12 protein-coding genes are annotated in these 14,317 nt (G+C 68.2%); 7 read left to right on the forward strand and 5 right to left on the reverse strand.

Annotated features, from left to right (window positions below):
- Positions 1-39 precede the first annotated feature (39 nt).
- Genes uxaC through B2U11_RS07815 form a run of 3 tightly spaced genes read left to right on the forward strand, consistent with a single transcriptional unit; the run spans position 40 to position 4,424 of the window.
- Positions 40-1,455: a glucuronate isomerase gene (gene uxaC / locus B2U11_RS07805; protein ID WP_292070945.1), complete on the forward strand. Its 1,416-nt coding sequence runs from the start codon at positions 40-42 to the stop codon at positions 1,453-1,455.
- A complete protein-coding gene (locus tag B2U11_RS07810; RefSeq protein ID WP_292070946.1) occupies positions 1,452-2,921 on the forward strand; it encodes a mannitol dehydrogenase family protein in 1,470 nt (489 codons plus the stop codon). Before uxaC ends, B2U11_RS07810 begins: the two co-directional genes overlap by 4 nt.
- Positions 2,922-2,924: 3 nt before the next feature.
- The gene (locus B2U11_RS07815) at positions 2,925-4,424 is read left to right on the forward strand and encodes a UxaA family hydrolase (protein WP_292070947.1); all 1,500 of its coding nucleotides are present in this window, start codon (positions 2,925-2,927) and stop codon (positions 4,422-4,424) included.
- 42 nt (positions 4,425-4,466) lie between these two features.
- Here the strand turns inward: B2U11_RS07815 and B2U11_RS07820 are convergent, their stop codons facing one another.
- From B2U11_RS07820 to kduI, 4 genes are all read right to left on the reverse strand, one after another.
- Entirely contained in the window at positions 4,467-6,104 is a 1,638-nt protein-coding gene (locus tag B2U11_RS07820; protein ID WP_349680715.1) for a pectate lyase, read from the reverse strand.
- Between the two features lie 158 nt (positions 6,105-6,262).
- On the reverse strand, positions 6,263-7,303 hold the full coding sequence (locus B2U11_RS07825) for a sugar kinase (protein WP_292070949.1): 1,041 nt from the start codon (positions 7,301-7,303) through the stop codon (positions 6,263-6,265).
- A 20-nt stretch (positions 7,304-7,323) separates the two neighbouring features.
- Positions 7,324-8,082: a 2-dehydro-3-deoxy-D-gluconate 5-dehydrogenase KduD gene (gene kduD / locus B2U11_RS07830; RefSeq protein ID WP_292070950.1), complete on the reverse strand. Its 759-nt coding sequence runs from the start codon at positions 8,080-8,082 to the stop codon at positions 7,324-7,326.
- Between the two features lie 24 nt (positions 8,083-8,106).
- Complete coding sequence (kduI, locus tag B2U11_RS07835; RefSeq protein WP_292070956.1) at positions 8,107-8,952, reverse strand: 5-dehydro-4-deoxy-D-glucuronate isomerase; 846 nt, start codon at positions 8,950-8,952, stop codon at positions 8,107-8,109.
- Positions 8,953-9,120: 168 nt separating this feature from the next.
- On the opposite strand from kduI, the gene B2U11_RS07840 reads away from it, so the two are divergent.
- Positions 9,121-9,768, forward strand: coding sequence for an RpiB/LacA/LacB family sugar-phosphate isomerase (locus B2U11_RS07840; protein WP_292070951.1), 648 nt, complete (start codon positions 9,121-9,123; stop codon positions 9,766-9,768).
- A gap of 54 nt (positions 9,769-9,822) precedes the next feature.
- On the opposite strand, the gene B2U11_RS07845 is transcribed toward B2U11_RS07840, so the two are convergent.
- Positions 9,823-10,872 carry a LacI family DNA-binding transcriptional regulator gene (locus B2U11_RS07845; RefSeq protein ID WP_292070952.1) on the reverse strand — a complete coding sequence of 350 codons (1,050 nt, stop codon included), beginning with the start codon at positions 10,870-10,872 and terminating at the stop codon, positions 9,823-9,825.
- A gap of 170 nt (positions 10,873-11,042) precedes the next feature.
- Here B2U11_RS07845 and B2U11_RS07850 point away from each other — a divergent pair, with 170 nt between their 5' ends.
- From B2U11_RS07850 to B2U11_RS07860, 3 genes are all read left to right on the forward strand, one after another.
- Complete coding sequence (locus tag B2U11_RS07850; RefSeq protein WP_292070953.1) at positions 11,043-11,861, forward strand: 2-keto-4-pentenoate hydratase; 819 nt, start codon at positions 11,043-11,045, stop codon at positions 11,859-11,861.
- An 88-nt stretch (positions 11,862-11,949) separates the two neighbouring features.
- Positions 11,950-13,236: an MFS transporter gene (locus B2U11_RS07855; protein WP_292070954.1), complete on the forward strand. Its 1,287-nt coding sequence runs from the start codon at positions 11,950-11,952 to the stop codon at positions 13,234-13,236.
- A gap of 240 nt (positions 13,237-13,476) precedes the next feature.
- Positions 13,477-14,301 (forward strand): alpha/beta hydrolase, encoded by an 825-nt coding sequence (locus tag B2U11_RS07860; RefSeq protein ID WP_292070955.1) that lies wholly within the window; start codon positions 13,477-13,479, stop codon positions 14,299-14,301.
- Positions 14,302-14,317 lie beyond the last annotated feature (16 nt).

A 14,317-nucleotide genomic window follows, 5' to 3' on the forward strand; every position in this document is an offset into this window, starting at 1 on the left:
GCTGTCGAACGCGGCGCCGCCGAGAGCCGAAGGACGATCATGCCCAAGCCCCTGAGACTTCATCCGGACCGCCTGTTTTCGTCGGATCCGCAGACGCGCGACGTCGCGCGCCGGCTTTACGCCGAGGTCAAGGACCTGCCGATCGTCAGCCCGCACGGCCATACCGATCCGTCCTGGTTCGCGCTCAACGAACCCTTCGCCAATCCGGCTGAACTGCTGATCACGCCCGACCACTATGTCTTTCGCATGCTCTACAGCCAGGGCGTGGCGATGGAGGACCTGGGGGTGCCGCGCGCCGACGGCGGGGCGGTGGAGACCGATCCGCGCAAGATCTGGCGCCGCTTCGCCGAGAACTATCACCTGTTCCGGGGCACGCCGTCGCGCATCTGGCACGACTGGGTCTATTCGGAGATCTTCGGCATCGACGTGCAGCTCTCGGCCGAGACGGCGGACCACTATTACGACGTGATGGAAGCGGCGCTGAAGACCGACGCCTTTCGCCCGCGCGCCCTGTTCGACCGCTACAACATCGAGGTTCTGACCACGACGGAGTCGCCGCTCGATGAGCTGAAGCACCACAAGACGATCCGCGAGTCGGGCTGGAAGGGCCGGGTGCTGACCGCCTATCGCCCCGACCCCGTGCTGGACCCGGACTACGAGGGCTTCCGCGACAATCTGAAGGTGCTGGCCGACCAGACGGGCCAAGATACGACGACCTGGGCCGGATACCTTGAGGCGCTGCGGGTCCGCCGCGTCTTCTTCGCCTCGATGGGCGCGACCTCGACCGATCACGGTCATCCGACCGCCTTCACCGCCGATCTGCCGAAGGCGGAGGCCGAGGCGCTATTCGCCCGCGTCTCGACCGGGTCGGCGACGGCCGAGGACGCCGAGCTGTTCCGCGGCCAGATGCTGACCGAGATGGCCGCCATGTCGGTGGAGGACGGGCTGGTCATGCAGCTGCACCCCGGCTCGTTCCGCAATCACAACGGCTTCGTCTTCGGCCGCTTCGGCCGCGACAAGGGCGCCGACATCCCGACCCAGACCGACTATGTCCACGCGCTGAAGCCGCTCTTGGACCGGTTCGGGTCCGACCGGCGCCTGACCCTGATCCTCTTTACTCTCGACGAGACCAGCTACAGCCGTGAGCTGGCCACGCTGGTGGGACACTACCCGGCCCTGCGCGCCGGGCCGCCGTGGTGGTTCCACGACGCGCCGGAAGGCATGCGCCGGTTCCGCGAGCAGATGACCGAGACGGCCGGCTTCTACAACACCGTCGGCTTCAACGACGACACCCGCGCCTTCCTGTCGATCCCGGCGCGGCACGACGTGGCGCGGCGAATGGATTGCGGCTGGCTGGCCCAGCTGGTCGTCGAACATCGGCTGGACGAGGACGAGGCGCACGAGGTGGCCCGCGCCCTGACCTATGACCTGGTGAAGGCGGCCTACAAGCTGTGACGCGCCTGAACGAAGCGGCGCTGGAGCGCCTCCCTGTCGAGGTCGAACGCCCTGGCTACGACCGCGCGGCCGTGAAGATCGGCGTGGTCCACCTGGGCCTCGGCGCCTTTCACCGCGCGCACCAGGCGGCGGTGTTCGACGATGCGCTGAAGTCCGGCGATCTGCGCTGGGGCGTGCTGGGCGCCTCGCTGCGCTCGCCCGGCGTGCGCGACCAGCTGAACCCGCAGGACGGCCTCTACACCCTGGTCGTGCGCGACGGAGCCGAGGAGCATCTGCGCGTCATCGGCGCCTGCACGGGTGTGCTGGTGGGACCGGAGAATCCCGCCGCCCTGGTCGCCGCCATGGCCGACCCGGACGTCCACATCGTCACCCTGACGGTGACGGAGAAGGGCTATCGCCTGGACCCGGCGACCGGCGAACTGCTGCTGGACGACCCGCACGTGGCCGCCGACATCGCCGACCTGTCGGCGCCCCGCACCGCGCCGGGCTTCATCGTCGCGGCCCTGCGCGAGCGGAAGGCCAGGGGGCTGAAGCCTTTCACCGTCATCAGCTGCGACAACCTTCCGCACAACGGCCGGCGCATCCGCGCGGGCGTTATGGCGCTCGCCAGCCGCATCCAGCCCGGGTTGTCCGAATGGATCGAGGCGGAAGGCGCCTTTCCCCAGACCATGATCGACCGCATCGTGCCGGCGACGATCCCCGACGACATCACGCGGCTGGAGGCCCGGCTGGGCGTGCGCGACGAGGGCATGGTCAAGGCCGAACCCTTCACCCAGTGGGTGATCGAGGACCGCTTCGCCGGCGAACGACCGAATTTCGCCGCCCTGGGCGTGCAGCTGACCGACGCGGTCGAACCGTGGGAGGACGCCAAGCTGCGTCTGCTGAACGGCGCCCATTCGGCCCTCGCCTACCTCGGCGCTCTGTCCGGTCATGAGCACGTGCACGAGGCCGTCGCCGTCCCCGCCTTGCGCGCCTATGTCGAGGCCCTGTGGGACGAGGCTGAGACCACCCTGAGCCCGCCGCCGGGCCTGGACCTGGCCGCCTATCGCCGGGAACTGATGGCGCGCTTCTCCAACTCGGCCCTGATGCATCGGACGCGCCAGATCGCCATGGACGGCTCGCAGAAGCTGCCGCAGCGCCTGCTGGCCGGGGTGGCCGAGCGGTTGAAGGCGGGGCAGGGGATCGACGCCCTGGCGCTCGGCGTCGCGGCCTGGATGCGCTGGCAGTCGGGGGTGACCGAGAGCGGGGAGACGGTGGTCGTGGACGATCCGCTGGCGCCCCGGACCGCCGAACTTATCGCCGGCGCCGACAACGATCAGTCGCGGGTCTCGGCCCTGTTGACCCTCTCGGCGGTCTTTCCGCCGGCGCTGGCCGCGGACGACCGGTTCGCCGTCGCGGTCATGGGCGCCTATCTGTCGCTGAGCCGGTACGGCGCGGTCGAGGCCGCGCGCCGGATCGTGGAGTAAGCCATGGGCCGCGTCCTGATCCTGAATCCCGCCGACGATGTCGCCATCGCGCTGGACGACATCGCCGCCGGCGAGACGCCAGAGGGCCTTGAGGCCGCCGCCCGCGCCGACGTCCCGACTGGCCACAAGGTCGCGCGCCGCGGGGTGGCGCAGGGCGGGCTGGTCCGCCGCTACGGCCAGGTGATCGGTCGGGCCAGCCGGGCCATCGCCCCCGGCGACCATGTCCATGTCCACAACCTGACGGTCACCGAGGACGGACGCGAGGCCGAAGTGGGCGTGGATGCGACGCCGCCCGCGCCGCTGTCGGGCGCGACCTTCCAGGGCGTCGTGCGGCCCGACGGCCGGGTCGGCACCCGCAACTACATCGGCGTCCTGACCAGCGTGAATTGTTCGGCGACGGTGGCGCGGCGCATCGCCGACGCCTTTCCCGACGCCAGCCTGCCCCCGGGCGTGGACGGGGTCGTGGCCTTCACCCACCAGGGCGGCTGCGGCGGCTCTTCCCTGTCCAGCGACGTGACCCTGCTGCAGCGGACCCTGGCGGGATACGCCCGGCATCCGAACTTCCATTCCATCCTGATCGTCGGCCTGGGCTGCGAGGCGAACCAGATTCCGAACTGGCTGGCCAATGGGGGCCTCCAGGCCGGCTCAACGCTGCGCACCCTGACCATCCAGGAGGCGGGCGGCACGGCCCGCGCCATCGAGGCGGGGACCGCCATCGTGCGCGAGTTGGTCGAGGCCGCCGCGACGGTCCGGCGCCAGACCGTGTCGGCGTCGCATCTGGTGGTCGGCCTGCAATGCGGCGGCTCGGACGGCTGGTCCGGTGTGACGGCCAACCCCGCCTTGGGCGCGGCGGTGGATCGTCTGGTGGCGCAGGGCGGTTCGGCCATGCTGTCCGAGACGCCCGAAATCTGGGGCGCCGAGCACCTGCTGCTGCGCCGCGCGGCCTCGAAGGATGTGGCGGACAAGCTGAGGGCTCGCCTCGCCTGGTGGCGCGACTACGCCGATCGTCACCAGATGGAGCTGAACAACAATCCGTCGCCGGGCAATCTGAAGGGCGGGCTGACCACCATCCTGGAGAAGTCGCTGGGCGCGGTGGCCAAGTCGGGCTCCACGCCGCTGAACGACGTGATCGGCTACGCCGAGCCGCTGAGGGCCGCCGGGCTCAGCTTCATGGACAGCCCCGGCTACGACCCCTGTTCGGCTACGGGCCAGATCGCCTCGGGCGCCAATCTGATCGTCTTCACCACGGGCCGGGGCTCGGTCTTCGGCGCCAAGCCCGCCCCGTCGATCAAGGTCGCCTCGAACGCCCGGCTGGCGAACTGGATGGACGAGGACATGGACGTGGACGCCTCTCCGGTCCTGAGCGGAACCAGCCTTGAGGCGGTGGGTCAGAACATCTTTGACCGGATGCTCGCCGTGGCCTCGGGCGAGCCGTCCAAGTCCGAGGCGCTGGGCATCGGGGACAACGAATTCGTTCCGTGGCAGGTCGGCGCCTACCTTTGAGCCGGCAGGGGCCGCCGCGGCGACGCGACGACCCCTTGTCGATCAGGCCGTCAGCGCTTCGATCAGATCGCCCATGTTGCGGATGAAGACCGAGGTGGAGACGCCCTCCACCGGGAAGTCCGTATGATAGGGCGAGGTGTCCCAGAGGTCGCCGACCCGGGTCATCTGGTATTCGCCGCCCGTCACCTCCACGGGCGAGTCGCCGCGATAGGGGTTGGAGGTGGTCGTCAGGGGCGTCGGCCAATAGCCGCGCGCGTTCAGCCCGGCCAGGATTTCGGCCGTCCGGCCCGGCGCAGGCCGGCTCAGGCGGCGCGCGTGGGTCGACATGTCCCACACGTCCACATCCTGCAGCGTGAAGTATTTCGGCAGTTCCAGGGACCCCGGCCGCGCCGTCAGCGGCGACCCGCGCGTGACCTCCTCGGCCGGCAGGGCCGACAGCCGTTCATACTCTGCGCGCAGCGCGGGCGTGTCCACGTTCCGGAACGAGCCGTAGTGGACGATCAGGTTCGTCGGATCGGCGTCGGCGTAATAGTGGCCGTTGGCGATGTTGGAGCCCCGGCGGTGGATGTAGACCGGGGTGTTGGCGCCCTCGAGGATGAAGGTCGGATGCGTCCGGCCCGGTGCGCGGAGTTCCGGCGGCGCGGCGACCTGGTCCAGCCAGTCCATGGCTTCCGGCAGGCGGGCCATGAACTTCCGGTCGCCGGTCAGCCGATAGAAGCCCATCATCGAGCGGATGTTGGTGCCCGTCGCATGGGTGACGAAGGCCTGCGGCTCGATGGTCCGGGCCCCGGCCGGCTTCAGGGTGTCGGGGAAGTGTTGCAGGCCCCAGGCCGGCTGCGGCTGGGGCTGCTGGGTCTTCACGAAGATGTCCATGCCCCGGTTGATGGCGTCCAGTATGCGCGCATCGCCCCGGCCGTTCCGCGCCAAGCCGTGATAGGCGTAGATCAGGAACTCCAGATTCTCGCCGGCCACATCGTCGTTGAAGGTGATGTAGGGGGTGTAGTCCTCGTGCCCGTGCAGGCCGCCGCCCTGGACCAACGGATAGCGCTGGGGCCAGCCGCCGTTCGGATACTGGCTGTCCAGAACGAAGGCGATCGCCTTGTTCAGCGGCTCCAGATACTTGCGGTCGCGCTTCTCCAGGTAGATGCGCAGCATCAGTTGCGACGCCTCGGCCGTGCCGGCGTCGTCGAAGGTGGCGTTGCCGTAGTAGCGCTGGAATTCCTCCAGCCGCCAGGCGTTCTTGCCGACCGTGTCGTACCAGCGCCTCAGCGAGTCCTCGCCCGCCGTGTCGATCACATAGTTCCAGCCGCCCGCCGGGTGCTGGCCTCGCACCAGGGCGTCGGCGGTCGACTTGGCGGCCTCGTAATAGAATTCGTCGCCGGTGGCGTGATAGGCGTCCAGGAACAGGTGACCGACCGTCGCCGTGCCCGGCGGCTGGACCCAGATCATCGTCGGATTGGCCTCCAGTTCGCCCCAGCGACGGGAGAAGTCCGGCAGATACTGCCAGACATAGCCGCCGCCCACCGCCGCTTCCTCGCTCATGAACCGCGCCGCGCGTTTCATCGCGTCCAAGATGGCGGCGCGACCGGGAGAGGGCTGGGCCCCCGCAGGCAGCGCCGGGGCGGAAGCCGCGACGAAGGTGGCGGCGGCGCCGGCGGCCAGCAGGGCGCGGCGATTCATGGATGACATCGTCAGAACTCCCAGCGTTTCCTCACTCGACGGTTCTTCGCGACCGTTCGACGCAGGGATAGAAGCACGACTGACACCGGTTTCCTAGTCCCGAGGCCAGCCCGTCCATCGTGCAGCGCGCATCAGGTGAAGACGTCTCTTCTTCGGATCTAGCGGCGGATGTCGAAGCCGCCGTCGGTCATGGCGGCGCGCACCTGCGCCGCGGTGAACAGGCTGAAATCGCCGGGGACCGAATGCTTCAGCCCGGCCGCCGCCAGGCCGAAATCCAGCGCCTGCTGATCGGACCATCCGCTCCACAGGCCGAACAGGACGCCGGATGCGAAGGCGTCGCCGCCGCCCACGCGGTCGACCACGCCGGCCATGTGGATCGCCTCGGCGTTCGTCTCGACGACGCCGTCTGCGCCGCGCGTCAGCATGACGGCCGACAGGGCCTGATCGGAGACGTTCTCCTGGACGCGAAGGGTGCAGGCGATGCGCTCCAGGCGCGGAAAGGCCGCGAACGCCGCCTCGGCGGCCTGTCGTCGGCGCACGGCGGGATCGGCGCTGTCGAACCGGGTCTTCAGCACCAGGGCGAAATCGCGGTCGTCCGCGAAGGCGACCGTGGCGCCCGACAGCATCTTGCCCAGAGTGGTCGGCGGATCGCCGTCCCACTGCTCCCACAGCTTGCCGCGGAAGTTGCCGTCGTAGGAGACCTTCACGCCTTTCTCGACCGCCGCTTCGATGATGGCGACCGCCGCCGACGAGCCGTTGGGTCCGGTCGCGGGGGTGACCCCGGAGGCGTGCAGCCATTCGACGCCGTCCAGCAGGGCGTCCCAGTCGAAGGCCGTGTGCACATGCTCGACGAAGGCCGAGCCGGCGCGGTCGTACAGCACCTCCGACGGCCGCCGCACGGCGCCGGGCGTCAGGAAGTACAGGCCCATGCGACCTGGTTTGAAGACGATGGGAGTCGTATCCACGCCGTGCTTGCGCACCTCGTCGCGCGCGGCATGACCCAATGTGTTGTCCGGCAGGACCGTCGCCATGCTGGTCGGCGCGCCGAAGCGGGCCAGGGACACGGCGACGTTCGCCTCCGCGCCGCCCGGGCGAACCGTCAGGGCGGGGGACTGCATCAGCAGCTCGTTGGCGTTCGGCGAGAACCGCAGCAGCATCTCGCCGAAGCACAGGATGCGGCCTGAAGAGGACTGGGACATGCGGGGAAGCTAGCGCGGGATCAGCGCGCCAGCCAGCCGCCGTCGACCGGCACGATGGAGCCGTTCACATAGTCCGAGGCCCGGCTGGACAGGAAGACCGCGGCGCCGCCCAGGTCCGACGGATCGCCCCAGCGCCCCGCAGGGATGCGGCCCAGGATCTCGGCCGACCTGGCCGCGTCTTCGCGCAGTTGGGCGGTGTTGGCCGTGGCGAAATAGCCCGGCGCGATGGCGTTGGCGCAGATGCGGTGCTTGGCCCATTCGTTGGCCATCAGCTTGGTCAGGCCGGCGACCCCGCTCTTGGAGGCGGTATAGGACGGCACACGGATGCCGCCCTGGAAGGACAGCATGGAGGCGATGTTGATGATCTTGCCGCCGTCGCCCTGGGCGATCATCTGGCGCGCGACCGCCTGGCTCATGAAGAAGACGGTCTTCAGGTTGATGTTCATCACCAGGTCCCAGTCGGCTTCGGAGAAGTCGACGGCGTCGGCGCGGCGGATCAGGCCGGCGTTGTTGACCAGGATGTCCACGCGGCCGAACGCGTCCAGCGTCTCCTTCAGCACCCGCTCGACCGGCTCGATCGAGGTCAGGTCGGCGCTGATCCCGACGGCCTTGCGGCCCAGGCCCTGGACCTTCTCGACGGTCTCGTCGGAATCATGCAGCGCCACCGAGGCGATGTCGGCGCCGGCTTCCGCCAGCGCCAGGGCGATGCCCTGACCGAGGCCGGTGTTGCCGCCGGTGACCAGCGCGACCTTGCCGGTCAGGTCAAACAGAGTGCTCATGTCGGTGTCTTTCTCTTGTCCGGGTTACTTCAACTGGCAGAGGTCGAGCTTGTGCATGTCGGTGTAGTCGAGATTCTCGCCGCCCATGCCCCAGATGAAGGTGTAGTTCGAGGTGCCGGCGCCCATGTGGATCGACCACGGGGGGCAGATGACGGCCTCGCCGTCGGCGGCGATGATGTGGCGGGCCTTGTCCGGCTCGCCCATGAAATGGAAGACCCGGTCGTTCTCGCCCAGGCCGAAGTAGAGGTAGGCCTCCGAGCGCCGATCGTGGAGGTGCGGCGGCATGGTGTTCCACACCGATCCGGGCTTCAGCACGGTCACGCCCAGCAGAAGTTGGCAGGACTTCACCTTGGCAGGCACGATGTATTGGTAGATGGTGCGCTCGTTCGACGTCTCCAGCGCGCCCATCTCCAGCGGCACGGCTTCGTCGATCGAGATTTTCGTCAGCTCGTAGCGCGCGTGGGCCGGGGTGGCGACCAGATAGAATTTCGCCGGATCGGCCGCGTCATCCGACGCGAAGACCACGTCGGCGGACCCCATCGGAACATAGAGACCGTCGCGAAATCCCAAGGGGATCGTTTCGCCGTCCACCCTCACCGAGCCGGCGCCGCCGGTATTGACGACGCCCAGTTCGCGCGCCTGCAGGAAGGGCTTGCCGGCCAATGATTCCGGCTCCGAATGGGTCGGAAGCACGAGGGTTTGGCCGACCGGCGTCGCGCCGCCGATGATCATCCGCTCATTATGCGAATAGTTCAGGCTGAGCTTTCCGGGCGCGAACAGGCCCTGGACCAGATAGCGATCCCGCAACTGCTGGTTTGACGCCCCGTCCATCATGTCGGGGTGGGTGGCCTGATAGATTTTGTCGTACATGGGGTCGTACATGCCGGTCTCCCTGAACGCCCGTTGCGCTGGCCGCCGTGACGGATCTTCGCGTCCGTCCTCGTGTGGACTAGGTAACCGGTGTCATACTATGATGCAATCACCCAGACCGTAATTGCCGGCCGACGCCGGTTCGCGTCGCACCCTTCAGGAGTTCCCATGAAGATCGCCCTCGTCATCGAAAACAGCCAGGCCGCCAAAAGCGAGACCGTCCATTCCGCGCTGACCGCCGTCGCGGAGCCGCTGGGGCATCAGGTGTTCCACTACGGAATGTATGCGCCCGAGGACAAGGCGTCGCTGACCTATGTGATGAACGGCGTGCTGACCGGCATTCTGCTGGGGTCGGGCGCGGCTGACTTCGTCGTCACGGGCTGCGGCACGGGGGTGGGGTCGATGCTGGCGTGCAACAGCATGCCCGGCGTGTTCTGCGCCCTGGTGATCGATCCGACCGACGCCTTCCTGTTCGGCCAGATCAACGACGGCAACGCCATCTCCATGCCCTACGCCAAGGGCTTCGGCTGGGCGGCGGAACTGAACCTTCAGGACTGCTACCGAAAGCTGTTCGACGGTGAGCGGGGCCTGGGCTATCCCAAGGAGCGCGCCGAGATCATGCGCAAGAACCGCGGCGTCCTCAGCGATCTGAAGGCCGCCACCAACAAGGACCTGCTGACGGCGCTGAAGGAGATGGACCAGGACCTGCTGAAGGCGGCGATCGCCGGCGAGCGGTTCTCGGAATACTTCTTCGCCAACGCCACGAACGAGGGCGTGCGCGACTATCTCAAGGGCGTCCTCGACAAGGCCGCCTGAGAACTGATGTCGGGCCGGCGCGCGGACCAGCGCGTCGGCCCGTATGGCCCTTGGTCAGATGGCGGGGATGGCCGAGCGGCGAACCACCAGGGCGGGGTGAACCTCAGGCTGTTCCAACTTGGCCGGATCGACGCCCCGCAGGGGGGCCAGCAGCTTCTCCGCCGCCATGCGGCCCATGTCGCGGATCGGCAGTCGCACCGATGTCAGGTTCGGCCAGACGCGGGCCGCCATCGGCAGGTCGTCGAAACCGACCACCGAGAGGTCGCGCGGCAGTTCCAGGTTCCGTTCGCGCGCCGCCTGCATCACGCCGATCGCCATGTCGTCGTTCAGGGTGAAGATGGCGCTGGGCGGTTGCGGCAGGGACAGGAGGTGATGGCCGGCCTCCACGCCCGACTCGAAGGTGTAGGCTCCGGTGACGTCGTATTGCGGATCCAGGGGAATGCCGCGTTCCGCCAGCGCCTCGCTGAAGCCGCGCCCGCGAACCTCTGAGGAGCGGAACAGGCCGGGACCCCGCACCAGGGCGATGCGCCTGTGTCCCAGGTCCGCCAGATGACGCGCCGCCTCGGCTGCGCCCATCCAGTCATTGGTGATCACCATCGACTGGGGCTGATCCAGAGAGACCGAGGCGATCCGCACATAGGGGCAGTCCAGGTCTCGAAGGAGAGCGATCACCACCTCGTCCTCGGACATCGAGGGCGGCATGATCACGCCGAAGAGGCGCTGCCGCTCGACGAAGCCGCGGATGTCTTCCAGCAGGGTTGGGGCGTTCCGGTTGCACGGGTGTACGACCAGTTCCAGGCCGGAGCCTTTCAAGGCGTCGAGAACGCCCTGCTGCATGTTCACGACATAGGTGGGACTGGGGTTGTCGTAGATCAGGCCGACCAGAAACGAGCGACGGAAGGCCAGGCCCCGCGCCTGGGGGTCGGGCGTGAAGCCCAGGTCGGCGATGACGGCCTCGACGCGCTTTCGCGTGTCCTCGCGCACGAAGGGCGACTTGTTGATGACACGTGAGACGGTCTTCTTGGAGACCTCCGCAACGCGCGCGACGTCGTTGATCGTTGCGCGCTTGACGGTCTTGGCGGGGCGCGGATCGTCCTGAGCCAAGGGGCTCCTCCGTTGCAGTCTCAACCCTGCCATAGCCCCGACTCGCGTCTCGCGCCATAAGGCGGCGGCCAAAGCGGATTGACACCGGTTTCCATCGTCGCTCTTATCGAAGCCTGTTCGTGAGGCGAATTCCCCTTGATCCTGATTTCACTTTCTTCGAGCGCGGCGCGATGAGCCTGTCGTTCGCATCCGCCGAAAGCGACGCCGCCGAGATCGCGCGTCGGTTCGTGGCGGCGCGTCTGGCCGCAAGCGCGACACCGGACTACCCCGGCGCCGTGCCGACGACGATGGCCGAATCCTACGCGATCCAGAACGTCGCGATCGGCCTCTTTCCGGATCGCCTGGTCGGCTGGAAGGTCGGCGGCGTTGCGCCGGCGCTTCAGGCGAAGCTGGGCGTTCATCGCCTGGCGGGCGCCATCTTCGCGGGCAACACCCGCACAGCGTCAGGGGACACGGTCACGCCCCTGCCGGAAATCGAAGGCGGTTTCGCCGCCATCGAATCCGAATTCATCGCCCGCATCGGCGCGGACGTCGATCCTGCCAAGACGGAATGGACCCTGGAGGAGGCCGCCCAGGCCGTCGACAATATCTTCGTGGGCGTGGAACTGGCGGGCAGCCCGCTGGCGACCATCAACGATCTGGGCCCCACCGTGGTCGCTTCCGATTTCGGCAACAATGGCGGCCTGGTCGTCGGACCGGAGGTCCAGGACTGGCGCGATCGCCTCGACGCCATCGAGGTGGAGACGATCATCAACGGCGTCAGCGTCGGCGTCGGCGGATCGGCGTCTCTTCAGGGCGGGGCGATTGAATCGGTGCGTTTCCTGCTGGAGCATTGCGCCCGCTGGGGCCGCCCGCTGACGGCGGGAATGCTGATTTCGACCGGCGCCGTCACCGGCGTCCACCGGACCCATGCCGGGGACCAGGCCGTGTGCGTGTTCAAGGGAATCGCGGAACTCAAATGCTCGGTCGTCAGGGCCGAGGCGAAGTAAACCATCACCGGGCGCCAACCCGTCCGCCGTCAGGGCGGTCCACAAGGACGGGACGTGTCGAGAGGAAACAGGAACGGGTATCGGAACCATGACTGACGCTGCCAGCGCGGGTCCCATCGAGATCAAGGCGCCGTCGCCGGGCAAGTACCGGTGGGTGATCATGTGGCTGCTGTTTGCGGCCATGGTCATCAACTACGTCGATCGGCAGATGATCGGCTTTCTGAAGCCGACGCTGTCCGAGGAGTTCGGCTGGTCGGAGACCGACTACGCCGACATCGTCTTCTGGTTCCAGGCGTCCTACGCCGTCGCCTATCTGTTGTGGGGCCGGATCATGGATCGGGTCGGCGCGCGGTGGGGTCTGGGCGTCGCCTTCGGCATCTGGCAGATCGGCCACATCCTGCATGGCGCGGCGCGCGACCTGTCGCACTTCATCATGGCGCGCGCGGTTCTGGGTGTCGGCGAGGCCGGCGGTTTCCCGGGCGGCATCAAGGCGGTGGCCGAGTGGTTCCCCAAGAAGGAGCGCGCGCTGGCGACCGGCCTGTTCAACGCCGGCACCAACATCGGCGCCATCGTCACGCCGCTGATCGTGCCGGGGCTGGTGCTGGCCTTCGGTTGGCAGATGGCGTTCGTCATCACCGGTCTGTTGGGGCTGATCTGGCTGCCGATCTGGCTGCTGATCTATCGCCGTCCGCGCGAACAGAAGAACCTGTCCGCGTCTGAACTGGCCTATATCGAGCAGGATCCGGCCGACCCGGTCGAGAAGGTCAAGTGGACCAAGCTGCTCGGCGTTAAGGAGACGTGGGCCTATGCGCTGGGCAAGTTCCTGATCGACCCAATCTGGTGGATGTTCCTGTTCTGGCTGCCCGATTTCCTGGGCAAGACCTACGGCCTGGATCTGAAGTCGTTCGGACCGCCGCTGGTCGCCATCTATCTGCTCAGCGACGTGGGCTCGGTGGGCGGCGGCTGGTTGTCGTCGCGGATGATGCACCGGGGCATGAGCGTAAACAACGCCCGCAAGCTGACCATGCTCATCTGCGCCCTGTGCGCCGTGCCGGTCGCGTTTGCGGCCATGGCGTCGAACCTGTGGGTCGCGGTGGGGATCATCGGCCTGGCCACGGCGGCGCACCAGGGCTTTTCGGCCAATCTCTACGCCCTGCCGGGCGACGTCTTCCCGCGCTCGGCCGTGGGCTCGGTCGTCGGCATCGGCGGCATGCTGGGCGCCATCGGCGGCATGGCCATGGCCAAGTACGCCGGCTTCGTGCTGGACAGCATCGGCACCTATACGCCGATCTTCATCGTCGCAGCCTCGGCCTATCTGATCGCCCTGTTGGTGATCCACCTGCTGTCGCCGCGATACGAGCCGGCCAAGGTCTGACGCGATCCGATCCATGACGGCCGGGCGAGCGATCGCCCGGCCGTTTTCCTTTCGAGGGGAACGCCGATGGGGATGTCGAGGAGAGGCGCGTTGGGCGTCGCGGCGGGAAGCGCCCTCGTGCTTGCCGCCGGACAAGGCCGTTCGCAGGTCTCCGGCCGGGGCGAAGACGCCGGACGTGCGCCCCCCGATCCGACGGAGCAGATACGGCTTTGGCCGAACGGGGCGCCGGGCGGGCAGGGGGTGAGCGTCACGCCCGTGGTCCCGGAGCGATCAAGCGATCCCGCCTATCACGACCGCTACGCCCAATATACGACCGACCCGATCGTGACGGTTTTCCGCCCGGAACGATCCAACGGGTCGGCCCTGCTCCTCGCGCCGGGCGGCGGCTATCGCTGGGCGGTGGTGGACAAGGAAGGCTACGATGTCGCGCGGGTGTTCGCCGCGTCCGGCACGACCTGCTTCGTGCTGCGCTACCGTCTGCCGGGCGACGGCTGGGCGGCCGGCCCGGACGCGCCCTTGCAGGACGTGCAGCGCGCCATGCGCCTGATCCGCGCCCGCGCCGGGGATTACGGAATCCGGCCTGATCGCGTGGCGCTGCTGGGCGCCTCGGCCGGCGGGCATCTGGCGGGACTGGCGAGCGCGCGGAGGGACGTGGTCTATGCGCCGATCGACGCCTCCGACCAGGAAGGCTTTCGGCCGGATCTGTCGATGCTGATGTATCCGGTGGCGACCATGGCCGATCCCTTCGTCCACGCCGGGTCGCGCGAGTTTCTGCTGGGTGTCGACCCGGCGCCGGCGCGGATCGAGGCCTATTCGCTTGAGAAGATGAGCTGGGCGGGCGCCGCGCCCATGTTCCTGGTTCACGCCATGGACGATGCGTCGGTGCCGGTGGAGAACAGCTTGCAACTTCTGGCCGCGCTCAAGGCCGGCGGGGTGAAGGCCGAGGCGCATCTGTTCCAGGAAGGCGGTCACGGCTTCGGCGTGCGGCTGATCCGGGGCAGGCCGGCCGAGACCTGGCCTGACCTGTTCCGCGCCTGGGCCGCACGATTGGATTTCGCGCTCTAGGGTCCGGACTCATTTG

The organism is Brevundimonas sp. UBA7534, assembly GCF_002479325.1.
Taxonomy (GTDB): domain Bacteria; phylum Pseudomonadota; class Alphaproteobacteria; order Caulobacterales; family Caulobacteraceae; genus Brevundimonas.